Here is a 24,637-nt window from a genome sequence, read left to right on the forward strand (position 1 = left end):
GCCGCGACGTGGGGCCATTCCAGAAGCCGGGCTTCCACCTCACCGAAGATGCGCTCGGTTTCAGGTGATGGCCGAACGCTGGGTTCGGTCAAGGCCTCGACGCTGGCTAAAAAAATTTGCGCCACCACACTCCGCAGCCACCATGTTCCCGAGGCCTTGAATACGACCATGTCCGACATCCCACGCTGCTACTTCCCATAACCAGAAGTCCTTGGCAGGACTCGACGGAAGTTCCGGTTTACCTTAAGCAAGGTGAACAGATTCTGCGGATGAGCGTGGAACGCGGTGGATTTCTGGTCACATCCTTCCGGTTCACCCCGGCGGCCGATCCCCAGGGTCCGGCACCCTTGTGCAGGGATTATCAAGGTGGCTACGGGGATATCTTTGATTGCCTGGAGGGCTATAGCTGCCGCAAGATCAATGAGGACTGGGAGCATAACGGCGAGCCAAAATTCTGGTGTCTGGTGCACGATTTGGAAGGGCAGAGCGGGCTGTTCTCATGCGGCCCGCTTCTATCGATAGATGGTTTTGCTTTGCCAACGTCCCGACATCCAGCGCTTGAGACTGACCCAACCACGCAGATGTTCATCAAGACCCATCACGATCCAAATCCCTATCAATCCGAGTCCGGCCTCCACACCAATCAAGTACGATCCGAGGACGGCCAGCAGCCACATACTCGCCAGCGCAAATATCGCCACAAAGCGGGCATCACCTGACGCCCGCAAAGCCGCCCCCACAATTACATTCAGTGCCCGACCCCATTCCAAAAATATAGCCACCCACAGAACGCGGCTGCCAAGCCTGAGCACATCCGGGTCACTGGTAAAAATTTGCAGAAGCCAGGGTCCACCCAAGGCCAGGGCCAGGCTTAAAAAAGTACAACCGATCAGAGCAATCTTGACCCCGGTGATAAGCTGCTGCGTGGCGGCTTGGTAGGAACGTTCACCTAAAAGCCAGGCAACCTTGATTTGAGTTCCGCTCGCAAAAGCAGCCCCCCATAGCAGGGAAAAGAGCGTAACGTTGGCAACATACGCCTTGGTCGTGATAGCCAGCACGCCGAGGCTGACAAGGATTCGACTGATGACGACCTGACTTAATTGATAGGACAGGGGCTCAAGTGTGGACGGCAACCCGATGCGGAGCACATGGCCGATCGTTTCGCGCACCTGTGGCCAGGCCTGCAGAAATGTAGGAACTTTGGCGAGATGCCGATAGCAAAAAAACATGGCCATCAGAAAAGCCATGAGCCATGCCGTGGCGCTGGCCATGGCCACGCCCGCCACACCAAACTTGGGAAGGCCCCAGGGGCCTGTTACCAGAAGGTGATTCAAGGCCAGGTTGATCACATTCATTAGAACAGCGGCCCACATATTGATCTGGGTGCGACCCAGAGCATTGAGTATGCCCGAGCTGGTGACTTTCAACGCCAGGAACACGTAGCCAAATCCGAGCGCGCGAATATAAGCAGCAGCCAAGGTCGCAAACTCTCCGTGCAAACCGACAAAAGCCGGCAGGAAAGGAGCCAGGCTGACAAAAATAAAACTGACGACAAGCCCTAGGATGATATTAAGTGCCAGCAGTGCGGTAAAGGTGAGTCCGGCCATGCGGATATTATTGGCGCCCAGATGCTGGGCCGCGACGCTGGAACCAGCCTGAGTCAAAGGCGTAAAAAGGATAAATCCGACTCCGGTGATGGGCAGGACAGCGCTGACCCCCGCCACCGCTTCGGGCGACACCCGGGTCATATAATAGGCATCAACGGCAGGAACCATATAAAGCATAAGGAGTTCAAATAAAACCGGGCCCGATAAACTGAACAGGCTGCGATCACGTATGGGCACTGAGCTCATGCAGGGCTCTTCCTGAAGAAAAGGGCTCTATCGCTCCATCATGCACGAGACGCTCAGGCATGATCCATCTTCATTTCCTGCCGCTCGTCCTGAATTTCGCGACTGAGAAAGTAATTCAGTGCGGTTCGTATGGTGGCAACAGCGGCGAGTTTGCCGATTTCTTCAAAAGACGGTGCGACGGCAGTGCGAAGTAGATCAGAAGCCAGTTGAAATTCCAATCCCAAAGCCAGATATCGACCCAGATCGAGGCGAATGGGGATGTAGTACTCCGCTCCCTGGCGCTTGAAGGAATGCCAAAGAAAGAGGATAAAGCCGCGCAGGACTCCAACGAAGATGATGATGAGCGCGCCGGCTTCTGTCAGGCTCGTCAGAATAGACACCGACTGGCGCAGGATGTCTTCTATCATAGGGGCCTCCGTTCCCAGCATTGATGGGGACCCCTTGTGATTAATATGTCTTCATTCACGCTGTAAACAGGAAGCCGAAGTAAACCGGAATTCTATATTTTTGTATGGAATCCCAATCGATGAGTTAATCGAGAAATGCATCCTGGGCGCAGAGTTCCTTCTGCAGATCCATGGACGCCAGGATATCGGCGCGATCTTTCAGCGGGTCAAAGTCCTGGCTGTCGACTGTGACCGAAACCTTGACCGAGCCACTGGCCACATCGTAATCCACAGTCTTTTGCGGGGCGGCTCCACCCTCGGCGAAAAACCGACTCTGAATTTGACCCGAGATCGCCTTGCAGGCGCCTTGGTTGAATTCGAGTTTCACGTTGGTGAATATGGTTTCCACAAAGCCCTGACCGGCCAGGGTGGATTTTACCGAGCCGCTGGTTATTTCCTTGCGGATGGGACCCTGGCCCACAGCCCGATCACGAGCCTGTTCATCATATGTGTCGACCATTTTGAATTGACTTTGGATCGTGAAATTGAGCAGCTGATCCGGGCCCCCGGTGGATTGCACGGATTCGCGGCGCGTGCCGGTCCCCTGCGATTCCTTGCTATAACTGACGTCGTCCTCAACTTCACCCAAGGCTGCGGTGAAGGTCACCTTACGCGTGCCTTCCACCAATGAGGCGATCGACGTCATCTGCCGTGATGGGGGAGGGGGAGTCGCCGCGGGAGTTTCGCCCTCTTTGGCAACTTCCGGAGCCGGATCCGCCTCGGACGGGGCTCCTTCGGCTTCCGCTTCTTTCTTCTCGTCCACCTTGGGCTTTTGCAGTTCGGAAATATAACTTTTTTCCTCACGCCGATGTTTAACATCGAACTGCAAATTCACAAGGTCACGATCCAGGTCGACTTCAATCATGGTTTGCTTACGGGCACATTCCAGGTCTTCATCAGGCAGTGTATAGGATCGCACCACCTCGGCATTGACGAAAACATCCTTCTGATAATTTTTTTCCGGAGTATCCATGGCGAAGGACGTGGTGTGCGATGACTGGATGGTAATCACAGCGCCATCGGGCTGATTCACACAGGTTTGATTCACGACATCCTGCAGGGCAAACGCGGCACCACCGGCACCTTGAAGCCCGCGATGGTTGCTGTCGCTCAGAGCATCGGCCGCCTCGCGCAACGCCACTTGGGCTTTTCTTTGAAATACGGTTCGCGCATCCAGAGATGTCTGGTGCAGCTGGCTCGGTTGATACTCCGAGCACGCTAGGATCTGAACCACCACCAAAGCATAAAGGCCACCACGTGTGTTACGCATGGACGTCTCCTCCCCTTTTCCCTTCATGTAGCAAGACTGAATCCATAATTTTTTGGCTTAATTTTAATGAGTTAGCCGCGGCCTCCTGTCGATCCAAAAAAGAGCGGGCCAGGTTCGGTCAGGTCAAGTGCATGAATTGACGAGGTAATCCGGATTCGACAGCGAATTTCCGCCCTGCCAAAGCAGGGTTTTGTGGGCAAGCCTTGGATACTCTTCAGGGAATCGGCCTGATGGACCTTGCAAATTGTGCTTGTTCCCAGTCTGCGCCCTGGTCCATGATGGGCGCAAGCGTTGACCCTTTTCTGTTTGAGGAGCTGTTTCGATGGGTATCTATGATTTTAAGGCCAGGACAATCGACGGTCGTGAGCAGTCCCTCAGCGACTTTCGCGGCCAGGCGCTGCTGATCGTGAACACGGCAAGTGATTGTAGCTTTACCCCGCAGTACAAAGGTTTGGAGCAGCTGTATGAAACCTTTAAGAATCGACAATTTTCGGTGCTCGGATTTCCTTGCAATCAGTTTGGCAATCAGGAGGGCGGTTCCGAGTCAGACATCAAATCATTCTGTCAAATGAGCTTTGGAGTCCAATTTCCCCTGTTTGCCAAGGTTGATGTCAAGGGGCCGAAAGCCCACCCGCTGTACAAATATTTGGTTACCGAAAAGCCAGGATTTCTAGGTTTTAAAGACATCAAATGGAACTTCACCAAGTTCCTGGTCGATAAAGACGGTAAGGTCGTCAAACGCTATGCACCCACTGTGAAACCGGAAGCCATCACGGCCGATATTGAAAAACTTTTGAAAGCGTGACGCTCGGTGAAAAGACCCAGAAAAGCCATGATTCCTGCATTTGACAAGCCTGATGGGTTTCGCCAATATAAGGCCGCAACTCCCCCGAGGTAAGCGGCTTGAAAAAGTTCAAGGTACTGTCACGCGCCATTTGGAGCCTGGACTTGCGAGTCCTGACTTTGGTGGGAATTATTGTTCTGTCCATGGCGGTTGGCTCTCTGTTTCTGTTTAAACGTCTTGCCGATCAGGCGCAAAGCCTGCTCTTTGATGCGATGGACGCCATGTCCTATGCGGTGCATCATGGATTGGCTACGCAGTTTTACGAACGATATTATGATCTGCATGCCTTTTCGAAAAATCCCGCCGTGCAGTCGTTGGAACGGCTGCCCATGGAAAACATTTTAAATGTCTTTGTGCAGCTGTATGGAGTCTATGACTTGATTCTGGTGACCGATACCCAGGGTCGCCTGGTCGGCAGCTCCACGATCAACCCCAAGGGTGAGACGCTGTTCACGCAAGCCCTCTATGAAATGGATTTCAGTCAGGAGCCCTGGTTTCGTGCGGTCAAGCAGCAGCGCGGGACTTATGTGGAACAGCCTCTACCCGATCCCTATTTAAAAATTGTGGATGGCCGCGACGATCGCACCACGACCTTTGCGGCTGCGATTCTTGATGCCAACGGCAAATTCCTGGGTGTGATTTGCATCCGCGCGGGTGTGCGTTGGATTGAGCGGGAACTGAATCAGGCTTATGCGATGCTGCATGCCGGCGGATTTTCCGTAGCGCGTCTGGAACTCATCAATCAAGGTGGCGAACGTCTGGTTACCGTGGGATCCCATGTTGGGGACGGCAGTTTCACGGAAGTGCCTGTGACCTATCCGGGGACGGCCTCGAAATCCCGGTCCTCTAAAATATGGTCGATGCAAAAAAGCACCGAGGGTGATTTGATCGTCGCTTCATCGTTCCTCGCCGATCCCCTGTTCGCGCCGTCACTGGATTGGAGCATTCGACTGACGGTCGGGTCGTCGATGGCCTCGCGTCAGCTGGCGGATACCGTTCGCATGTCCTATGGCCTTATCCTTCTGGCGTCAGTGGGTCTGCTTTTTCTGTCGGTCGGTTACTTGCGGCGTCTTGTGATGTCCCGCTTGCTGCAGCATCAGGTCGATGCCCGAACCGCCGAGCTGCATGCGACGGCGCTTGATTTGGAGGAGCGCAACCGCGATCTTGAAACGAATAAGGCCGAGCTGCTCGCGACCAATACGCATTTGATCGAAGCCCAGAAGGAGTTGCAGGATACCGCCAAACGTCTGGGCCAGGCTGAGGTTGCAGCCTTGACTTTGCACAATATTGGCAACATCATCACCTCCTTGAATATTCAGAGTTCGCTGCTGCACGAGCAGATGGAACAGGATCCGCCGGGGCAATTGGCCCTCGCTTATTTAAAAAAAATTCAGACCAGCGACCGGATCCCGGAGCGCATGCCGGAATTTGTGAGCCGCATTGAATCTGCGGAACGCGCATCGTTCGGGAGCGTTCGTCAGCTCCTGCGAGGTCTGATAGATAATGTGCGTATGGTCATGTCCGCGATATCCTCCCAGCTGGCCTTTGTGCAGCAAAACGAAAAAGCGGAACCCTGCCCATTATCTGAACTTCTGCGCCATACCCTGATTCTTTATTACGGAACCTTCAAGCGGCACCACCTGCAACAAACCCTGCAGCTGCAGCATGAGGCGGTCCTGTTAACGGAACGCTTTCGATTCGAAAGTATCCTGACGGTTTTGATTCGGAATGCGATTGATGCCACCACGGGTCTCAAGGAACGCCACATTCGATTTTCCACACTTTATGATGGAGAGTGTTTAACACTGGCCATTGCGGATAATGGCCATGGGTTTGATGCTGATATCAGCGTGCGTCTTTTTCATTTTGGTTTTAGCACCAAGGATCAGGGGCATGGTTTCGGTCTGCATTATGCAATGAATGCGTGCCAGGACCTCGGCCTGCAGCTGAAGCTGGAAAGTCCGGGAACGGACCAGGGAGCCACGGCGAGTCTGATCATTCCCAAGGATCGCTTGCTGTCAGTGGTGGAGCTTGTCGACCTTGCGCAACGCCGGGAAGATGACCGACCAAATCAGTACGATGAGGCAGGTGCCCACCCCACCTAGAACCACAGCCGGCACGGTCCCGAACCACGCAGCCGTCAAACCGGATTCAAATTCCCCGAGTTCGTTGGAAGCCCCGATGAAGACCATATTCACGGCACTCACGCGGCCGCGCATGACATCGGGTGTATGGGTTTGAATCAGAGTCTGCCGCACGACCACGCTGATCATATCCGTGGCCCCGAGCATGACCAGGCAGAGCAGCGAAAGGTGATAATCTTTGGAAAGACCAAACACGACCGTAGCCATTCCAAACAGCAGCACGGAGCCCAGCATCTTATAACCCACGTGACCTTGCAAAGGTCGCACGGAAAGCAGCAGAGCCATCACCGTGGCCCCTAATGCCGGGGCGCTGCGCATGGCTCCCAGTCCGGACGCGCCCACGTGTAATATATCGCGTGCAAAAACCGGCAGAAGGGCCACGGCGCCGCCTAGCAGCACAGCAAAGAGATCGAGGGAAATGGCTCCGAGAATAAGTTTATTGTCCCACACATAGCGCAGGCCCCCCAGCAGTTCGAGGTCACGTCCTGGCCCGCCGGGAACCGCCAGCATAGGCAGACGCGTCAGGAGAATGATGGCAGCTGAGAGCAGAACAAAACAGGTCACATACACCGTGGCCACCGACGCACCGGGCATGGCCACAATCCAGCCAGCCAGGGCCGGCCCCAGGATTGTGGAAAACTGAAAGGCTGTGGAATTGATGGCTACGGCCTGGGGCAGTCGTTCCGGAGGAACCAGTTGCGAAAGGTAGGCGCTGGCGGCAGGGCCATAGAAGGCTCGGGCCATACCGATCAGACCAAGCGTACAATAAATTTGCCCAAGGCCATGCGCAGGATTCAGGTGAGACAGCAGAAGCGAACCCGACGCGAGCAGAATGATGATGATGCTGAAAAGCATGGTTCGGCGGCGCGGATATCGATCCGCCGCGCGCCCCCCAGGCAGGGCAAACATGAGATTGGGAAGAAAGATGGCAAGTCCCACATAACCCAAATCCAAGGCATTATGGGAGATGTTATAGACCTGCCAAGCCACAGCCACAGACTGCATCTGAATCGCGAGCGTTACCAGCAGCCGATAGGTTACAAAAAGGCGAAAGGAGCTGTCGGTCAAAGCAAGTCCAGCCTTTATTTCAATAGGTCAAACCCAGCGCAATCTCTATTTCAACAGGTCGAACCCAGCTCAATCTCTATCTCTATTTCATCAACCGCAACAGCTGCTGTTTTTCATAATCCTGAAGATTATCGAAGCCATAAATGGACTGAGTCGTCGTCGAGGACTGCTGCTTCTCCACACCGCGCATCATCATACACAGATGCTGGGCCTGGATTTTCACCATCACGGCGCGTGGTGCGATCAGATTCTGCATCGCGTCGAGGACCTGCTGCGTGATGCGTTCCTGAACCTGAACGCGCCGGGCAAAGACATCGACGAGCCGAGGGATCTTGGACAGGCCCAAAATTTTTTCGCCTGGAAAATAGGCGACAGTCGCCTTGCCCCAGAAGGGCAGCAAGTGATGCTCACACATGGAATAGAATTCGACGTCCTCGACGGCCACCAGACCCTGACCTTCACTTGGGAAAATGCCTCGGCCCACGGCCTCATCGGGCGTCAGATTATAGCCGTCGAGCAGGGCCTGGTAGGCTTTGGCAAAACGTGCCGGCGTATCACGCAGACCATCGCGGTCGGTATCTTCATGCGTCAAATCCAGAATCCGCCGACCGGCTTCCACTGCGCTTTGTTGTTTTTGAATGGCTCGGGCGGTGGCCCGCGAGACGGCGCCCAAATCAGCGGCCTCACTCGGCAGGTTGATGGGCTGGCTGCGCAGGGGTTTGTTGGTTTTTGGCATAGGTCATCCTCATATCCCAAATCGTTGCCAAGCCATTGTCATTATACTGGTTGGGAACCAATGGCAAGCCTTCAAAGGAGCCAATGTCGAGTAATGCTCGATAATAATAGGTGCAAAACCTGTTCACTGCCTGATATAAGGATTGTGAGTAGGAAAAATGGGTGGCCACGTTTTTCCCTCAGCAACGTAAAAGACGTTCTGTTTAAGCCATAATGTCACTCCAAGCCCGAGACTCCGACCCATCGCAGGCGTGCATCAATCGCAAAACGCTGCCTCATTCTTGCTCAGGCTCTGTTTGGCAACAGAACTTGTCAATTCAACGCTGTCATAGGTTTGTGAGTTTCGGAACGTCAGGGCGCTGACGTCAAGCGGCCTTCCAGAATTTTGCATTTGCTATATTTTGCAAGGCGCATGAAATGGATCTTCTGTCCTGCTCAAGGTTGGTAGTATAAATGTAACTCAAGAGTTACTTATCAGTCGCAAGTTGAGGGTGTATGGAAATGAATGCTGGATTGAAAGCTCAGGGGTTGAACACTATCAAGACCGTCTTCGACCCGGAATTTCAAACCCTCACTGCTGAACTTGAAGAAACCGGGCGTGCCCTGTCTCCTGATGCGATGAGTCGTGAGGCTTACATCGAAAAGAATGCCAATCGATCGATTTTATTTTTGATCGATGTGCAGAAATGGAAGAATCGTTTCTTTGGCAAGAATCGCGACTTCCTGCAGCTGGATGCGCCCGAGAAAATCGCCGGCACCATCTTTGATTTTTTTCAGGCTGGTTCAGATTGCGAGAAACTTGAAGTGCTCTGCAAGAGCACCATCATGGGCCAGGGATTCAATCAAACATGCTTGAAAAAAAGCACCATGATTGCCCAATTTTTGGATCCAACGGAGTGGGGCATGCTCGACTGGCGAACAGTGGGCATCCTCGGCCGCTCCCGTTACACCGATCTCACCAAGGAAAATCTGAGCCCTCAAACTTTTTTCGAATCTGTAAGCGAATCCACCTTCGAACGCGCCCTCCAGGCTTTGCGTTCCTGCCGCTGCCGCGACCTTCCCCGCGCTCTGGACGTAAGTCTGAGCTTCCACTTCGCCAGTCTCGACCTCCTGCCCATGGACAGCCTTTGTCCCCGCCTGAATCGCTTGCAAAATTGAGGGCCGCCTGATCTCTGCCTGCCTTTAGCACATAAATACTGATACAAAACCTGTTCATCACCTGATATAAACAATCAGGAATCAGAGCCCTTTGCGGCTCTTTTTACCCATCAACCAGCTGACACCATTCAAGAAAGCTGCGACCTGACGGGATCGCCGGGGCAAAAACTTGTGCAAGGAGGGGTTGACTTGTGCAAGCAGGCTTGGAAAATTGGATCATCATTTCCGAGGCTTAATTCCTGCGCGAAGCCATGATGATAATTGGAAAAAATGGCAGAGCAGGAAGGAGCTTCCACCCTGGAGTTGAGTTTGATCGAGGATAAGCTGAGCGTTAAGACCATATGCCAATTGACTGGCATCAACGAACACACTTTGCGCGCCTGGGAAAGGCGCTATGGGGTTGTCAAACCCCGACGATTGGATAACGGCCGTCGTATTTATTCCATTGAGGATCTGGAGAAGCTTAAACTGATCGCACTCCTGATCCGCAAAGGTTTTCTGATTGGCAACATTGCCGGTCATTCGCTGCGCGAGCTGAGCAGCCTTTTGAACGAAGCCGCCCAAACTCCAGATATGGGCGATGCTGCCAGCGCCCAGAATTCACGCGCCGAGGAACTGGCGCTGCGTATTGAAGAGGCCATTAGCAAGTACGAACTGGTGAAGATCAATGTCCTCCTGCAGCAGGCGAAAGCGGAACACAGCATCCGCGAGTATATTTTTCAGGTGGTCCTGCCCCTGATGAGCCGGGTGGGGGAGTATGTGGCCCGCGATGAATTTACCATCGGCCAGGAGCATGCGCTTTCGGCCCTTGTGAAATATCATCTGCTCCAGCTGTTCTATCTTCTGACGCATTCGCACGCGATGATGGGCGATAGCAAAGCTCCCAAGTCCTTTGCCATTGCCACCTCGGAAGGAAACTTGCACGAATTTGGAGTGATGGTGGCCGCCGTGCTCTGTGCGTATCATGGGTACCCCACCTGTTACCTTGGACCCAACCTGCCCGCGGGCTCCTTGGCGGAAGCGTCCGAAGCGATTTCTGCCAACTGCGTGATTGTGGGGCTGCCGCCGGTCGATGGCTATGAAAGTGCCAATCGTGATTATATGGACGATCTTCTGAAACGTCTGCCCAAGGTCTGTGACGTCTGGGTGGGCGGGATCCCGCGCGGAGAAAAGATTTTCCAATCGGAACGAGTGCGGGAATTGCCAAGTCTGGAGGAGCTCGATAGGCTCCTGGCCAATATCAAGCGAGTGTAAAAAACCATGCAAGCTGTCGATGTCGTCTGGGTTCGTCATGATCTGCGTTTAACCGACAACCCGGCGCTCACAGCCTGCAAGGAGCGACCTCTTGTTCTCATCTTCACAGCGGATGGGATCGACCTTGAATCGATCGGCGCGGCCAGCCGGGTCTACCTCCATCATGCTCTCACGTCCTTTCAAAACGATCTGCGGAAGGTCTATGGGGCCCGACTGCTGATTTTTTCCACACTGGACGAGGCGCTGGAAACCATCCAACGGACGGTTCGCGTGGACCAGGTGTTATGGAATCGGGCGTATGACCCCACTCGTTTTGAGCGTGATAGCGCCTGGGAGGATCGACTGAAAGCGCAGGGCATGCGGCCGATCGTGTGCCGGGGCTCTGTCCTGGTCGAACCCTGGGAAATCAAAAATAAATCCGGCAAGCCTTTCAAGGTTTTCACACCCTTTTATAAGACCTTTCTTGCGCGCGGCGCACCGCTGGAGCCCGTGGCACGACCCCGCCAGCTGAAGACGTTTGAGCACCCGAAGCTGCACGAAGGCCAGGTGGAGTCGTTACACCTGCTCCCTCCTAAGCCTCGCTGGGATCTGCCGATGATGTCGAGCTGGATCACGAGCGAAAGTGAGTGGTGGCAGGCCTGGAAGTCCTTTCGTCAACGGCGTCTCCTCCAATATCCCCAGGCCCGTGACGTCCCGTCCGAGACCGGCACATCCCGCATCAGCGCGGCTCTGCACTTTGGACAAATATCCCCACGTTCGCTCTGGGCTGACGCTCGCAAGCATCCTGATGCCGGAACCGAGTCCTTTTTGCGTCAGGTCGTGTGGCGGGAATTCGCCATCTCGAGCCTTTTCTATCAGCCGACCATGGACAGGGTCCCTATCATTCAGCCTTTTGAAAAATTTCCCTGGGCCGATGAACCGGAGCACCTGCTGGCCTGGCAACGCGGTCGTACCGGCTATCCGATCGTCGATGCCGGTATGCGCGAGTTGTGGCAAACAGGTTGGATGCACAACCGTGTGCGTTTGATCGTCGGCTCTTTCTTGGTGAAGAATCTTCACATCAACTGGGTCGAAGGCTGGAATTTCTTTTGGGACACTCTGGTGGACGCCGATCGAGCGAACAACAGCATGGGTTGGCAATGGGTTGCCGGGTGCGGTATCGATCCATCGCCTTACTTTCGGATTTTCAACCCGATGGTGCAGAGCGAAAGGTTTGATCCGGATGGAACGTATATCAAGCGTTGGATTCCGGAACTGGAACGCATACCCAAACGCTGGATTCATAGTCCTTGGAAGGCTCCGCCAGCAACGCGGCGTCTGGCTGCGGACTACCCGGATCCCGTGGTCGACTTCGCCGAGTCGCGGCAGCAGGCGCTTATGTTTTACGATAAGATCAAAAGGATAAAGGCCGCTGCCCATCGCTAGTTGCCGTTCATGCCTCGATCACACGCTTGACAAGCGCCCGCTCCAGACTAATGTGAAGGTCTGGAGGAATGCCTATGCCGGTCTGGAAGAATGTATTTAAGGGCCCCCACCTTCTGCGTCTGGGTATGAATGTCTGGCCGCCTTTCCTGGGCGCCGGGATCGCCGTTGAAGAGGTCGCTACGGATTTTACTTATGTGCGGGTTGCCTTGAAGCCGACGATTTTCAACCGCAATTATGTAGGAACCCACTTCGGCGGCAGCCTCTTTGCGATGACAGATCCTTTTTTCATGCTGATGCTGATTCGTAATATGGGCGAGCGCTACTATGTTTGGGATCGTTCCGCCCGGATTGAATTCGTAGCCCCAGGCAAAGGTAAGGTTGTTGCGGAAATGCGCATTCGTCGGGAAGATGTGCAGGAAATGCAAACTTCGACGGCATCCGGTGAGAAGTTTGAACGCGACTTTCATACCGATATCGTCGATCAGAATGGAGCCATCGTCGCAAAGGTGACCAAGAGGATCTATGCACGCCTGAAACCGGACTTTCGACCCGGGGCGAGCTCATCTGCGGATTAAGATCAAAAATATTGGAGCATTTGCCGCGCGATGCTGCGCCTGCAGCAGTTGGAATGGATGAGCTCGGTCCGGGCCTTGGATTTTATGCCTGGAAATTCAGTATCTTATATATGTGTTGGGCTGGCATTGGTGTTGCTTAAGAGTCCTAACAGGGATGATCACCCTGAGGAGACGAACACCATGCTGGCTTCCCATAGAACTCGAACGCACGCTTCGGCGCGCATCCTTTTGGTTGATGATGAGGATATCTTATCGTGGTGCATCGATATGGAACTCGCAGCCCTGGGGTTTGAAGTCAGGACCGCAAGCAGTCTGAAGATGGCGCACGAAACGCTTGAAACGTTTGAACCCGATTTGATTATTTGTGATCAGGGTTTGCCTGACGGCTGGGGAACGGAATTTATCAAACGATTGAAGCATCCGGTGCCCGTGATCATGATCACGGCTTATACACCACCCTGCCTGGAAGATCTGCATGCAGGAGGCATCAAAAAACTCCTGCGCAAACCCTTTGATTTAAGTGTCCTGACCGGCGAGGTGCAGCATCACCTCAGCCCTCCTTCTGCGATGGCATCCAATCCTTGTCCTCCGGCGGGTGGACTCTAGGCAGGGTGATGATAAAGCGTGTATGGGGACAGTTTTGATCCAGGGTCACCGTGCCGTGATGATTGTCAACAATCGATCGGGCGATACTCAGTCCCAGTCCGGTGCCGCGACCTACGGGTTTGGTCGTATAGAAGGGCAGGAACATCTTGTCCGCCACTTCACGGGGAATTCCGGCACCACTGTCGGTGATTTGAAAGAGCACCTGGCCGTTCTGTTCGACAGCCGAGATTTGAATCCAACGCTCGTCCAGCTCATGAACGGCGTCACAGGCATTCAGTATAAAATTCACCAGCATCTGGCTGATTTCTGTGATCCGGCACGGCAGGGTCAGGTAGGGATTCGGAACATCGAGTGAGATCTGCACTCCACATTTCCGTAGCTTGTAGCTGCAGTAGTCCGAAACCTGCTGCAGAATATTGATGACGCCTTCGCTTTGGAACGGATCGCGTGATCCATCACGGGCATAGGTCAGCATCCCCTGAATGATGTCGCGCATTCGTTTGGCGTCGCGTCGCACACGCGGTACGGTTTGCATGAACATGGCGAGATCAAGATTCTCGCGTTCGTATTGCGACTCGATCACGTCGAGCCAGGCATTGATCGAGGCAGCGGGGTTACCGAGTTCATGCGCAATACCCGCAGCGAGTTCACCTAAACTGGCCATTTTCTCGGCATACATGCCGCGCATGCGTTCCTTTTCGAGATTTTCCTGGATCTGCTTTTTTTCCGTCACATCGAAACGAATAGCCACGAATTGGTAAGGTCGACCCTGTTCGTTCAAAAAAGGCACGATGGTCGTATCAACCCAATAGGTTTCACCGGATTTCGTGCGGTTGCGAATCTCACCTTTCCAGACCCGGCCGGAGCCGATCGTACGCCAGAGATCACGGAAAAAATCGGGCCCATGAAATCCGGATTTCAACAGAGCATGTGTATGACCAATCAGTTCTTCACGCTCATAGCCGGAAATGCGGCAAAAGGTGTCATTCACATAACTGATGACACCTTTCTGGTCGGTGATGGCGACGATGGCGGATTCATCCAAAGCCATCTTTTGATCACGGATATGCCGAAAGGATTTTTTCAGCTCGTCTTCAAGCTTGTCGCGATATGTCTGGTCCAAAGCTGTCAGGCAGTAGCCACGCAGTTCTCCGTCTGCCGTTACAAGCTTTTGAGCTTTCCAGGTCAGATGCAGGATCTGCTCGGGCGCTGATTCATGATGCACCGAGAGGCTGACGGGAGCGCTGGAGCGCGAGCAATTGTCCATCAGCTTAAAAAGAGGCGCACTCATGTCGTTATGGAGAGCCTCGGTGAGATTTTGTTTTTTTTGCAACCGGGGAAAAAGGCGCAGGGTGTGGGGACTGAAATCAATGACTTCAAATTTCGGGTCCAGCAGCAGCATGGGAATTTCGGCCAGTGACAACAAGGTTTGCACAACGTCGTCCTGGGTCAGGTGAAGATTTGAGCTCACAACCACCTCCTATGATGCTACGACCATAACTCACAAACATGCCCCCTGCCCAGAGCCTGGAGGTCAACTCTGCAGCAAATGAGGCTGGCACTCGTCCTAATCAAGTACGCCGGAGCTTGATCAGGCGTGCGAAGGCGGCCGCCCATGCTGTTCTTCACAGAACAGCAAACGGCTTGAAAAGGGTTCTGAAACCCAGTATTTATGGGCATTGCTCACGCTGGAAACGCGTCACATCCAACCTGACGGAACATTTGAGCACCGAAGGCTTGACGGTTTGGATCGACTAAGGCAATTTGGACTTGACAGTCAGTTGTGTTTTACACAGTTCGCTGACTTCGCTTTAAATAAAACTACGACCTTCTCCTCGAAATGAGGTGAGGAGCAATTTCCTTCACAGCAGCGATGGCTTAAAACCATCGCTGCTCTTTTTTTGCCGCCCGTAGCTGCTGTTGCTGCTGAGCAGCACCAGCTGCTGTTGCTGCAGCTGCTCCAAAAAACATGGAATGCACCTCGACGTCAATTCGGGGAAATTAAAGCAGATGGAGCAAGATTCAGGAAGACAAGCTTGGGATGGAGTCTGGGTTAATCTTCCAATGTGATTGTCAAGGTCATGGTGAGTACGTAGAATCCGGGCACCAACAACGTGCGGAGGATCGCGATGAAAGTCAAAGCAGCCGTGGCCTGGGGTCCCAATCAGCCTTTAAGTGTGGAAACCGTGGATCTGGAAGGCCCGAAAAAGGGTGAGGTGCTGGTGCGCATCGTCGCATCGGGTGTGTGTCACACCGATGCCTACACACTTTCAGGTGTGGATCCCGAGGGCCTTTTTCCCGTGATCCTGGGTCATGAAGGGGCCGGTATTGTTGAGGCCGTCGGCGAAGGTGTGACGTCGGTGAAGAAAGGGGATCACGTGATTCCTCTTTATACTCCTGAGTGTCGCACCTGCAAATTCTGTCTTTCGGGCAAGACCAATCTTTGCCAGCGCATCCGTGAAACCCAGGGCCGTGGCCTGATGCCGGATGGCACCAGCCGTTTTTCCAAGGATGGCAAACCCATCTATCATTACATGGGAACCTCCACCTTTGCGGAATATACAGTTGTCGCGGAAATCTCGCTGGCGAAGATCAGCCCGGCGGCGCCGCTGGATAAGGTCTGTCTTTTGGGTTGCGGTGTGACGACGGGAATCGGTGCCGTGCTGAATACGGCCAAGGTCGAAAAGGGTGCGACGGTGGCTGTCTTTGGCCTCGGCGGTATTGGGCTGTCGGTGATTCAAGGCGCGAAGATGGTCGGCGCAGGCCGCATTCTGGCCGTGGATATCAACGATTCCAAGTTTGAGATGGCCGAAAAATTCGGCGCCACGGATTTCGTGAATCCCAGCAGCATCCAAGGGTCGGTTGTGGATCACATCGTGAAAATGACCGATGGCGGGGTCGATTATTCGTTTGAATGCGTCGGCAACGTGAAGCTCATGCGTCAGGCGCTGGAATGTTGTCACAAGGGTTGGGGGCAATCGATCATTATCGGTGTCGCCGGTGCGGGTGAAGAGATTGCCACGCGTCCTTTCCAGCTCGTCACGGGCCGCGTGTGGAAAGGTTCGGCCTTTGGCGGGGTCAAGGGTCGCACGGAATTGCCGCATTATGTAGACAACTATATGGCAGGCAAAATCAATCTGGATGATCTGGTCACCTATCAAATGCCGGTGGAGCAGATCAACGATGCGTTCCGTCATATGAAAGACGGCACGAGCATTCGCAGCGTGGTGACTTTTTAAAGGAGCGCCTCATGCAGAAATTGAAATCCCATAAAACATTTGGTGGCCGCACCGAGTTCTGGTCGCATCCGTCGCGGGAAACAAAAACCACGATGAAGCTTTCAAGCTTTATCCCGGAAGGTCCGGTGCATGGCTGTCTGATCTGGCTGTCGGGTTTAACGTGTACCGAGGAAAACTTCATCACCAAGGCCGGAGCCCAGCGTTCCCTCGCCGAGCATGGTCTCATGGTGGTGGCACCCGATACCTCACCGCGCGGCCTGAATCTGCCCGGGGAGCACGACAGCTATGACTTTGGTTCGGGAGCCGGATTTTACCTCGACGCCCGCACCCCCGGTTATGACCAGCACTACCGGATGGAAAGTTACATCGTGCGGGAGCTGGTCGCTCTGATTCACGAGCAATTCAAAATTTCCCGCCTTGGCATCCTGGGTCACTCCATGGGCGGCCACGGAGCCCTGACGCTTGGTTTACGCTATCCCGCACTCTTCGCCAGCATCTCGGCCTTGTCACCGATCGTCAATCCCAGCGCCGTTCCTTGGGGCATCAAAGCCTTCCAGGGGTATCTGGGCGAGGACCGCGAGCTTTGGCGCGAGCATGATAGCTGTGAGCTTTTGAAACGAGGTCATCGGCATGCGGCGCCCATTCTGATTCATCAAGGCACCCAGGATGAATTTTTCGAGACGCAGCTTTTAACCCGGAATTTTGAAGAGGCGGCGCGGGCTGTGGATCAGAATCATAAGGTGGTTTATGCGGAAGGGTATGACCACAGTTATTATTTTATCAGTAGCTTTATCGGCGAGCATGTTCGGCATCATGCCGAACAGCTCCGCAGTTGAATCAATAACCGAGAGCCACCCGACTGTAACCCCAGGCGAGGTCGGCTCGCTTGTTGTTGTCCGACGCGCGGTTGGCAGCTAGATCGCGTTGGCAGTAAGGACCGAGTTTATCCGCTGGATACAGACGGAAAGCGACTTCCCATACCGCGATCCCATTGGATGACTTCGCCGCGGTCACCCCGGGGGTGTTATTCAAACTGACCCAACGCAGGCCCATGATCACTCTCTCATGCTCCTCGGGTGATAAGTCATAGCCCCAGCGTTTCACAAGATCGATAATGTTGAGTAGGGACGCAAAGCCCATCAAAGGATGGAAGGTGTCGTTGCGATAGGCATCCTTGTTCACGAGGCAATTGGCTCTAAAGCCATAGTTCGATGGATCCAGACACGTTTCCATATTCAGAATATCGGGGTTGCTATTGATGAGTGATCCAGCAGACTTTTTGTAGTTCAGTTTAAATTGCGTATTATCGCGGTTGATTGGAGCATGGAAGTAATACTTCAGGTAGCCTTTAAAAGATTGCATGATGTGCCAGACGCTGCCGTCATGTTCCCGTTTGGCGTCCCATGCATTGCCCAAAAGCTTCATAGGGCCGAGGCGCCCCCCACGAAATTCTGCGACACGCAGAAGGGCTTCCAGCGCCGCAAAGGAACGGTTGGTGCTGCCATAGGTTGTATCGCTGTCGCCAACCCAATTCAACAGCCCCGCGTGTGCGGCCAGGTTGAGCGGGGACTGGTTCAGGGCGTCCTTCAGAGTCCAATTTTGATCGACGCTATCGCCCATCCAGGCATTCAATCCGGCCTTGACCGCCGCCCAGTTATATTTGCTTTTCCATTCATCTGACGTTGTCACATCAAGGATCCGCGCGCCTCGAACGGCAAGGTTCAAAAACCACGCGATCTCGAGAAACCTGTTGTCGTTGGTGAGACTGGGATTGTCAGGGTTATTGATAAACCCAAGTTTGGAATCCAAAAGGCGCCGGATCAGGAGGAGAGCGTTATCCGAATAGACGGGATCACCTGATTTATCCCCGAGCAAAGCCTGCTGATAAATCTGCTGACCCAGGCGGATCAAAAATTTATGGGCTGGACTATCATCCTGATTTTTATCTGACGCTAATTTCTTATGAGCATAAATTTTACCCGGCCATTCGCTATATCCAAAATCCTTATAGAAGGATTCCATATTCAGCGTCCGCGGGGTTTCCTTCTGCAGGACCCGCAGCTCCTGATTCCACACCTCGCCATCACTCATCAAGGCCTGTTCAGGAACAGCCGTCTTTGGTGCATATGCCATCACCTCAGATTTTTCCGAGGCACCACATGCGTTTAAAAGAAGTGTGAGCAGCGGCAACGACAGGAACCAGAGTTTTCTCATTTCAGCGACCTTTCCGAGGTGTGCAGGGCAGTTCAGCGAGCTCTCTACCAGAGACGTGCCAATTATACCCACGATAAGAAGGCAGTTGGTTTCCTTCACTTGCGCGATAGCGCCAACCCCTTGATCTGTCAAGACTTTCGACACTCATCCTTTTGCATCATTTTTCTACTCAGTTTCCCGCAAGTCCTGCCGATGACTGCTATTATTCCAGCAGGACACTTATGATGCGTTGGCTGCTCGCTCTCATCATCCTCTGGGGCCTTGGCGGCCCTCTGCACGCGAAGACCGTTAGGCTCGACGGGCCGGTCCGCGAGAGTATCGCTTTGCGCGGTTACGAGGATTTTTATCGCGACACCACCCAAAAACTCGCCCTGTCCGACATTCTCCAGGAGAATCGGGTCAACTGGAGGCCTTTGCCACGACCCATGCTGGGGCTGAGCCACGATGCCCTGTGGGTGCGCGTGCAACTCCACAACAGCACATCCGGGCCGCTTGATATTTTAATCGAGGATCGCTGGCCGCAGACCAACTCCCTTGAATTTCAGGTGCTGCACGGGGATCAGGTGATCGCGCAGCAAAAATCCGGCGACTCCATTCCGCTCCGCATGCGTCCCATCCCCTATCGCTATCCGGTCTTTGACGTGACTCTGCCACCCGGCGACAGCACGCTTTATATGCGCTATCACACCAATGATCTTTTATCCTCGCGTCTTTTCTTATCGAGCGAGGTGGCCTTCAACCAGACCCGCGAAGTGGAGAAGCTGGTCTTTGGTTTGTTGCTGGGCTGTTTGTTGATTATGCCTCTCTACAATATCATGCTGTATTTTTTGCTCAAGGATTCTTCGTATCTTTATTACGCCGTTTACGGCCTGCTTTATGTCGTATTCCAGGCCAGCGTCAATGGGCTCTGGTTTCAGTACGTCTTCGATCATCCTTGGATGAATGATGAATTATCGATGATCTCCGCTTATCTGAGTGTCTTCTTTGTTTATCGCTTCGTCGGTATTTTTCTGGACCTCAAACTCAATATGCCGCGGGTCGCGGCGATCATCGGCTGGTTCGAGAAGGCTTCTTTGTTCGCCGCCGTCCTCACGCTTGTTCATCTCGGTAGCGCCATTGCCATCGGTTTCGTAACCAATATTTGCATGGCCTTTTGGATGGTCTACACCTCGTATGTTATGAGTCGCCGCGGCTACAAGCCCGCTATTTTCTTTTTAGCAGCCTGGCTGCTGTTTCTTATCGGCGACAGTTTTACGATCATGGGTTATCTCGGCCTCATGGACGAGGGCATGCTGACCCAATGGGGTATGCTCGCCGGATCCGCGGTGGAGATGGTGTTGGTGTCGATCGCGATGGGCTATAAGTTTGAGGGAATTCGGCAGGCGCTGATCGCCTCGGAAATTGAAACCTCAAAATTGATCGGTTCCATGGAGTCGGCGCGCATCATTCAGGAATCCCTGGTGTCGAGGCATGTGCGATCCTCAATCCTGGAAGTGGCGTCGTATTACCGTTCGGCGGAACTTACCGGGGGCGATTGGTTTAGCATTGTCGATCGACCCGAACAAAATTTCACAGTGTTCGCTTTGGGCGACGTCACCGGTCACGGACTATCATCCTCGATGATGACGGCATTTGCCTGCGGGGCTCTGGAAGCATCGGTGCATAACCTCGACTGGGCACCGGACCAGATGGAAACGTCGCTGGCGAAACTCGCGGAAACATTCAATCAGCTCCTTTATCGTACGGCGACGTCGAATGATCGGCTGATGACCATGAGTGTGTTTGTGATCGATCTGGTGCGGCTGCAGGGGTACTACGTGAACTGCGGGCATCACGCGTCCTACCTTTTGACTCGGGAACGTCTCGCACCCATTTTCCGTCGTGGCTCGATTCTGGGGCTGCAGTCGGTGGAAGCCCGCTTTCATGTCCTGTCTTTTAAGTTTCAGGTGGGGGACACCCTCCTTCTTCATTCCGACGGGCTGGTGGAAAACAGCGGGCCTAACGGCGAGCTCTTTCCCATGCACAGGGTCGAGACCCTCCTCGATCACTCCAAACGGGCGGGTGATAATCTGCAGTCCATCCTCACGCGAGCCCAGGCGATCTGGAAGGACCGCGCGCCCGAGGATGACGTGACCGTGCTCCTGATCCGGATTGCAGGGGCCGCCCCTGGCCAGAAGGCCCTCCCGAAGCAGCTTGCCTGACTTTTCCCTTTATGCTGTCATCCCCAACGGTTATAACTGAGGGTGAACCCTCAAGCCCGGATCTGTTTCTGCCGATACTTGCAATTGAAAGAAAAGGTGTGGTATCTTTCATTTGAAAGGATGGGATTATGCCAAATATTACAGCTCCCTCCATCAATCAAAAAGAAAGAGACCGGATCCTGACGCAGGCTGTTCTGAAAGCTGCCGGAATCCTTGCATTAAGTCAGAATGATTTGTCCCAGATTATCGGCGAGAGCGAAGCCACCATGAGCCGCACCTTCCAGGGCGCCCGGACCATCCGGGAGCGTAGCAAGGAAGGCGAGCTGGCTGTGATGCTGATTCGGGCCTTCCGTAGCCTCGATGCGATCGTGGGCGGCAAGGAACAGGCGATCCGGCACTGGTTTCATACCAGCAACCGGCATATGGGTGAGATGGTTCCCGCGGAGTTGGTTAAATCAGTGGAAGGGTTAAGTCATGTCTGCGCCTATCTGGACGCTATGCGGGGGAAAATCTAGGGTTGCTAGCCTGACCCTGAATGCCTGGCGAATTGTTGAAGACCAAAGTCGCTGCTCCACCATGAAACTGACCGGCAATGCTGCTGAGCAGGCTCTCCTGGAGGATATCCTGGAAGACCGCAAGCCGGCCTTTCCCTATCCCCCTTATCAGAAAACTTTGCATTACCTCCTATGGACCCCGTTTCGCTATCCGCCCTTACGGAATGGATCGCGCTTCGGCACGCGTCTGGAAGTCAGCATCTGGTACGGTTCCGAAGCCGTGGAAACGGCCCTGGCGGAAAAGGCTTATTATCGTTTTGTCTTTCATGAAGGGATGACGGTTCCCTTTCAGGATTCCATCGAGAACAAATACACCGCCTTCTGCGCCTCGGTGAAAGCCAACCAGGCGGTCGACCTGAGCGGACGCGCCTTTGCCGACTATCAGCCGATCATCGAATCCAAAGTCGACTACCGCGACACCCAGCAGCTCGGCGGCGCGATGCGAGCCGATGGCGTTGACGCCTTTGTCTTTGGTTCCGCCCGCGATAAAAACCGCGGACGCAACATCGGCCTCTTTCATCCCTCGGTTTTCGCGTCGGTCGAACCCAAGCAGCAGATGCTCTGGCATTCCTTTGAGACCCGCGGGCACATGCGTTTTTATCGGGCCGTCCCGGGGCAGGAGCGGAACATGGAATTTGCGATGGGCGAATTCATGGTCGACGACCGCCTGCCGATGCCGGCCCTTTAACTGAACGCTGGAATCCCCGTAATCTGGGCCCCCACGATCAGGGAATGAATATCATTCGTTCCCTCGTACGTGGACACACTTTCCAGATTGCACATATGCCGCATGGATTTGTACTCCAGCATGATGCCGTTGGCGCCCAGCATATCCCGGCAGATCCTGGCATTACGAAGCGCCATCTCCACATTGGCCTGCTTGGCCATGCTCACCTGCGCAAAATGCATTTTGCCTTCATCCTTCAGCTGCCCCAAACGCAAGGCCAGAAGCTGTGCCTGGGTAATCTCGGTGGCGATGGTCGCCAGTTTTTTCTGGACGAGTTGAAAACTCGCCAGCGGTTTTTCGAAGAGGATACGATCCTTGGTATAGGCGACCACCTCATCAAAACAGGACTCGGCCGCTCCGATCGCGCCCCACGCGATGCCATAGCGGGCCTGGGTCAGGCAACCCAGCGCCGCTTTCAGGCCATCCGCCTTGGGCAGCACGGCGGATTTTGGGAGCTTCACATGATCAAAGTAAAGTTCTGAGGTCACCGAAGCCCGCAGGGACATTTTCCCCCGCATCTTTTTCACGGTCACACCCCGCGTCCCGGTCGGCACGACAAAACCCTTGATCCCGTCGGGCGTCTTGGCCCAGACCACAGCCACCTGGGCCAGGTTTCCGTTGGTGATCCACATCTTCGCTCCGGACAACAGCCAATGATCGCCTTTGTCCTCGGCTCGCGTTTTCATCGCGCCTGGATCCGAACCGCCATCCGCTTCGGTCAAACCAAAGCAACCGACCGCTTCGCCGCGTCCGAGTTTCGGGAGCCATTCCTGTTTTTGCTCCTCACTCCCATAGGCATGAATCGGATACATCACCAAAGCACCCTGAACGGACGCAAAGCTTCGCAGTCCGGAATCACAGCGTTCGAGTTCCTTCATCACCAGACCATAGGCGATGTTATCCATACCCGGCAGACCATAGCCGCTCAGGTTGGCGCCCAGTACACCCAGTTCCCCAAGTTGTGGGATCAGTGCGGTGGGAAAGTCCTCTTTTTCAAAATGCTCCGGGATCAGCGGCTCGGCCTCACGGACCAGGAAATTGCGAAGGGTGAGCGCCGCCAGCTTCTGCTCGTCCGTGAGCAGGGCATCGATCGCGTAGAGATCAGGGTAAGGACTGCAGTGTGGGTAGGCCACGGTGAACTCCTCCAGGCTGTTGTTCCACCTCCCGGTTTATCATCCTCAGGCGGGCATTTCACGCGGAACTCATAAAAATTTTATTCCGTTTTTTTGTTCTTATGTTTCAATACCGACAGAATATCTTAACAAAGACAATGGGTAATCACATGGACCGAAGACTCTTCGTTCGTCTTGGCCTGATGGCGGCCGCGGCCCCCTTGTTCCCAAAATCCCTCCTGGCTTCATCTGTCAGTGACCGTCTCAATGTCCTCAGCGAGGAACCCTTGCGCCGGATCGCCTTTGGTTCCTGTAACGATCAAACCAAAAACCAAAGTCACTGGTCCTGGATCGCCCGTGAAAATCCCCAGCTCTGGATCTGGCTCGGCGATAACATCTATGCGGATCGAGCCACGCTGGATCAGAGACGGGACAGGTACCAATCGCTCAAGAACAATCCCGACTATAAAAAGTTCATCGACCAGGTTCCCGTCATTGGCACGTGGGATGATCATGACTACTACAATGAAAATGCAGACGGCAGTTATGCGGACAAGGATGGCAGCAAGGAGCTGATGCTGGAATTCATGGATACCGCCTGGGATCATCCCGTGTGGGCCAGGCCCGGCGTTTTTCAGAGCTATGGTTTCGGGCCAGTCGGTCAACGCACCCAGATCATTCTATTGGATCTGCGCTATTTCCAAGACCGAAACAAAAACCAAAAATCCCTGCTCGGCGAACTGCAATGGCAGTTTCTGGAGGACGAAATCCGGTCCAGTACCGCCGACCTTATTTTGATCGGTTCCAGTCTGAACGTCTGCTCGCCTGTGGTCTTTGCCAGCCTTGAAGGGTGGCAGGCTTTTCCCGCTGAAAAACAGAGGCTCTATAATCTGCTCGCCTCCATCGACAAGCCCTGCGTCCTGATGAGCGGCGACCGCCACATGGGTGAGCTCTATCGCATCATTTTGCCGAACGGCAAACCCGTTTATGAAGTGATGGCCAGTGGACTGACTCATGCGATCGGGATCAAACTTCCCAGCAAGGAAAGGCAGGGCGAGCCGGTGGGGCGCAAGCATTTTGGATTGATCAACATTGATTGGACATCGAGCGGGCCAGACGTCCAGCTGCGTCTGCAGTCTGCGGAGCGTTCGGAGGTGTACCACTCCCTGGCGACGAACTTTGCTTTCTGAACGGACTTTGCAATAAAAGGGA

At 54.0% G+C, this 24,637-nt stretch carries 21 protein-coding genes; 13 read left to right on the top strand and 8 right to left on the bottom strand.

Features of this window, described 5'->3' with window-relative positions:
• Nucleotides 1-512: 512 nt before the first annotated feature.
• From VE954_RS04435 to VE954_RS04445, 3 genes are all read right to left on the bottom strand, one after another.
• Nucleotides 513-1,853: an MATE family efflux transporter gene (locus VE954_RS04435; RefSeq protein ID WP_324950075.1), complete on the bottom strand. Its 1,341-nt coding sequence runs from the start codon at nt 1,851-1,853 to the stop codon at nt 513-515.
• A 53-nt stretch (nt 1,854-1,906) separates the two neighbouring features.
• A complete protein-coding gene (locus tag VE954_RS04440; protein WP_324950077.1) occupies nt 1,907-2,260 on the bottom strand; it encodes a DUF1622 domain-containing protein in 354 nt (117 codons plus the stop codon).
• Between the two features lie 124 nt (nt 2,261-2,384).
• Nucleotides 2,385-3,569 carry a hypothetical protein gene (locus VE954_RS04445; protein WP_324950079.1) on the bottom strand — a complete coding sequence of 395 codons (1,185 nt, stop codon included), beginning with the start codon at nt 3,567-3,569 and terminating at the stop codon, nt 2,385-2,387.
• A 322-nt stretch (nt 3,570-3,891) separates the two neighbouring features.
• Here VE954_RS04445 and VE954_RS04450 point away from each other — a divergent pair, with 322 nt between their 5' ends.
• Both VE954_RS04450 and VE954_RS04455 read left to right on the top strand, forming a co-directional pair.
• Complete coding sequence (locus VE954_RS04450) at nt 3,892-4,374, top strand: glutathione peroxidase (protein WP_324950081.1); 483 nt, start codon at nt 3,892-3,894, stop codon at nt 4,372-4,374.
• Nucleotides 4,375-4,472: 98 nt separating this feature from the next.
• On the top strand, nt 4,473-6,518 hold the full coding sequence (locus tag VE954_RS04455; protein WP_324950083.1) for an ATP-binding protein: 2,046 nt from the start codon (nt 4,473-4,475) through the stop codon (nt 6,516-6,518).
• Here VE954_RS04455 and VE954_RS04460 read toward each other — a convergent pair.
• Nucleotides 6,432-7,625, bottom strand: a complete 1,194-nt coding sequence (locus VE954_RS04460) for an MFS transporter (protein WP_324950085.1) — start codon at nt 7,623-7,625, stop codon at nt 6,432-6,434. The two genes, VE954_RS04455 and VE954_RS04460, sit on opposite strands and share 87 nt — an antisense overlap.
• Nucleotides 7,626-7,707: 82 nt before the next feature.
• On the bottom strand, nt 7,708-8,361 hold the full coding sequence (gene folE / locus VE954_RS04465; RefSeq protein WP_324950087.1) for a GTP cyclohydrolase I FolE: 654 nt from the start codon (nt 8,359-8,361) through the stop codon (nt 7,708-7,710).
• A 494-nt stretch (nt 8,362-8,855) separates the two neighbouring features.
• Here folE and VE954_RS04470 point away from each other — a divergent pair, with 494 nt between their 5' ends.
• From VE954_RS04470 to VE954_RS04490, 5 genes are all read left to right on the top strand, one after another.
• Nucleotides 8,856-9,518 carry a hypothetical protein gene (locus VE954_RS04470; RefSeq protein ID WP_324950089.1) on the top strand — a complete coding sequence of 221 codons (663 nt, stop codon included), beginning with the start codon at nt 8,856-8,858 and terminating at the stop codon, nt 9,516-9,518.
• Between the two features lie 270 nt (nt 9,519-9,788).
• On the top strand, nt 9,789-10,772 hold the full coding sequence (locus tag VE954_RS04475; protein WP_324950091.1) for a MerR family transcriptional regulator: 984 nt from the start codon (nt 9,789-9,791) through the stop codon (nt 10,770-10,772).
• A gap of 6 nt (nt 10,773-10,778) precedes the next feature.
• On the top strand, nt 10,779-12,197 hold the full coding sequence (locus tag VE954_RS04480; protein WP_324950093.1) for a deoxyribodipyrimidine photo-lyase: 1,419 nt from the start codon (nt 10,779-10,781) through the stop codon (nt 12,195-12,197).
• Between the two features lie 74 nt (nt 12,198-12,271).
• Complete coding sequence (locus tag VE954_RS04485; protein ID WP_324950095.1) at nt 12,272-12,772, top strand: DUF4442 domain-containing protein; 501 nt, start codon at nt 12,272-12,274, stop codon at nt 12,770-12,772.
• 180 nt (nt 12,773-12,952) lie between these two features.
• A complete protein-coding gene (locus VE954_RS04490; protein WP_324950097.1) occupies nt 12,953-13,378 on the top strand; it encodes a response regulator in 426 nt (141 codons plus the stop codon).
• Here VE954_RS04490 and VE954_RS04495 read toward each other — a convergent pair.
• Nucleotides 13,323-14,849, bottom strand: coding sequence for a PAS domain-containing sensor histidine kinase (locus tag VE954_RS04495; RefSeq protein WP_324950099.1), 1,527 nt, complete (start codon nt 14,847-14,849; stop codon nt 13,323-13,325). The two genes, VE954_RS04490 and VE954_RS04495, sit on opposite strands and share 56 nt — an antisense overlap.
• A 658-nt stretch (nt 14,850-15,507) precedes the next feature.
• On the opposite strand from VE954_RS04495, the gene VE954_RS04500 reads away from it, so the two are divergent.
• Nucleotides 15,508-16,617 (top strand): S-(hydroxymethyl)glutathione dehydrogenase/class III alcohol dehydrogenase, encoded by a 1,110-nt coding sequence (locus VE954_RS04500; RefSeq protein ID WP_324950100.1) that lies wholly within the window; start codon nt 15,508-15,510, stop codon nt 16,615-16,617.
• A gap of 11 nt (nt 16,618-16,628) precedes the next feature.
• Nucleotides 16,629-17,453 (top strand): S-formylglutathione hydrolase, encoded by an 825-nt coding sequence (gene fghA, locus VE954_RS04505; protein ID WP_324950102.1) that lies wholly within the window; start codon nt 16,629-16,631, stop codon nt 17,451-17,453.
• Between the two features lies 1 nt (nt 17,454).
• Here the strand turns inward: fghA and VE954_RS04510 are convergent, their stop codons facing one another.
• Nucleotides 17,455-18,831, bottom strand: coding sequence for a hypothetical protein (locus tag VE954_RS04510; protein ID WP_324950104.1), 1,377 nt, complete (start codon nt 18,829-18,831; stop codon nt 17,455-17,457).
• A 221-nt stretch (nt 18,832-19,052) separates the two neighbouring features.
• On the opposite strand from VE954_RS04510, the gene VE954_RS04515 reads away from it, so the two are divergent.
• The 3 genes from VE954_RS04515 to VE954_RS04525 all read left to right on the top strand — a co-directional run bounded on the left by VE954_RS04515 (nt 19,053) and on the right by VE954_RS04525 (nt 22,274).
• The gene (locus tag VE954_RS04515; RefSeq protein ID WP_324950106.1) at nt 19,053-21,032 is read left to right on the top strand and encodes a 7TM diverse intracellular signaling domain-containing protein; all 1,980 of its coding nucleotides are present in this window, start codon (nt 19,053-19,055) and stop codon (nt 21,030-21,032) included.
• Nucleotides 21,033-21,160: 128 nt separating this feature from the next.
• Nucleotides 21,161-21,547 (top strand): MbcA/ParS/Xre antitoxin family protein, encoded by a 387-nt coding sequence (locus VE954_RS04520; protein ID WP_324950108.1) that lies wholly within the window; start codon nt 21,161-21,163, stop codon nt 21,545-21,547.
• Entirely contained in the window at nt 21,507-22,274 is a 768-nt protein-coding gene (locus tag VE954_RS04525; RefSeq protein ID WP_324950110.1) for an RES family NAD+ phosphorylase, read from the top strand. The genes VE954_RS04520 and VE954_RS04525 overlap by 41 nt, the downstream gene beginning before the upstream one ends.
• On the opposite strand, the gene VE954_RS04530 is transcribed toward VE954_RS04525, so the two are convergent.
• Nucleotides 22,271-23,446 (bottom strand): acyl-CoA dehydrogenase family protein, encoded by a 1,176-nt coding sequence (locus VE954_RS04530; RefSeq protein WP_324950112.1) that lies wholly within the window; start codon nt 23,444-23,446, stop codon nt 22,271-22,273. The two genes, VE954_RS04525 and VE954_RS04530, sit on opposite strands and share 4 nt — an antisense overlap.
• Nucleotides 23,447-23,595: 149 nt before the next feature.
• Between VE954_RS04530 and VE954_RS04535 the strand changes: the two genes are divergently transcribed.
• On the top strand, nt 23,596-24,615 hold the full coding sequence (locus tag VE954_RS04535) for an alkaline phosphatase D family protein (protein ID WP_324950114.1): 1,020 nt from the start codon (nt 23,596-23,598) through the stop codon (nt 24,613-24,615).
• The last annotated feature ends 22 nt before the right edge of the window (nt 24,616-24,637 follow it).

This window comes from Oligoflexus sp. (genome assembly GCF_035638955.1).
Lineage (GTDB): Bacteria > Bdellovibrionota_B > Oligoflexia > Oligoflexales > Oligoflexaceae > Oligoflexus.

Coding starts and splice junctions, on each gene's coding strand:
- VE954_RS04480 (WP_324950093.1), top strand. CDS start 10,779: ATGCAAGCTGTCGATGTCGTCTGGGTTCGTCATGATCTGCGTTTAACC.
- VE954_RS04445 (WP_324950079.1), bottom strand. CDS start 3,569: ATGCGTAACACACGTGGTGGCCTTTATGCTTTGGTGGTGGTTCAGATC.
- VE954_RS04520 (WP_324950108.1), top strand. CDS start 21,161: ATGCCAAATATTACAGCTCCCTCCATCAATCAAAAAGAAAGAGACCGG.
- VE954_RS04510 (WP_324950104.1), bottom strand. CDS start 18,831: ATGAGAAAACTCTGGTTCCTGTCGTTGCCGCTGCTCACACTTCTTTTA.
- VE954_RS04525 (WP_324950110.1), top strand. CDS start 21,507: ATGTCTGCGCCTATCTGGACGCTATGCGGGGGAAAATCTAGGGTTGCT.
- VE954_RS04470 (WP_324950089.1), top strand. CDS start 8,856: ATGGAAATGAATGCTGGATTGAAAGCTCAGGGGTTGAACACTATCAAG.
- VE954_RS04435 (WP_324950075.1), bottom strand. CDS start 1,853: ATGAGCTCAGTGCCCATACGTGATCGCAGCCTGTTCAGTTTATCGGGC.
- VE954_RS04440 (WP_324950077.1), bottom strand. CDS start 2,260: ATGATAGAAGACATCCTGCGCCAGTCGGTGTCTATTCTGACGAGCCTG.
- VE954_RS04535 (WP_324950114.1), top strand. CDS start 23,596: ATGGACCGAAGACTCTTCGTTCGTCTTGGCCTGATGGCGGCCGCGGCC.
- VE954_RS04490 (WP_324950097.1), top strand. CDS start 12,953: ATGCTGGCTTCCCATAGAACTCGAACGCACGCTTCGGCGCGCATCCTT.
- VE954_RS04475 (WP_324950091.1), top strand. CDS start 9,789: ATGGCAGAGCAGGAAGGAGCTTCCACCCTGGAGTTGAGTTTGATCGAG.
- VE954_RS04515 (WP_324950106.1), top strand. CDS start 19,053: ATGATGCGTTGGCTGCTCGCTCTCATCATCCTCTGGGGCCTTGGCGGC.
- folE (WP_324950087.1), bottom strand. CDS start 8,361: ATGCCAAAAACCAACAAACCCCTGCGCAGCCAGCCCATCAACCTGCCG.
- VE954_RS04485 (WP_324950095.1), top strand. CDS start 12,272: ATGCCGGTCTGGAAGAATGTATTTAAGGGCCCCCACCTTCTGCGTCTG.
- fghA (WP_324950102.1), top strand. CDS start 16,629: ATGCAGAAATTGAAATCCCATAAAACATTTGGTGGCCGCACCGAGTTC.
- VE954_RS04500 (WP_324950100.1), top strand. CDS start 15,508: ATGAAAGTCAAAGCAGCCGTGGCCTGGGGTCCCAATCAGCCTTTAAGT.
- VE954_RS04450 (WP_324950081.1), top strand. CDS start 3,892: ATGGGTATCTATGATTTTAAGGCCAGGACAATCGACGGTCGTGAGCAG.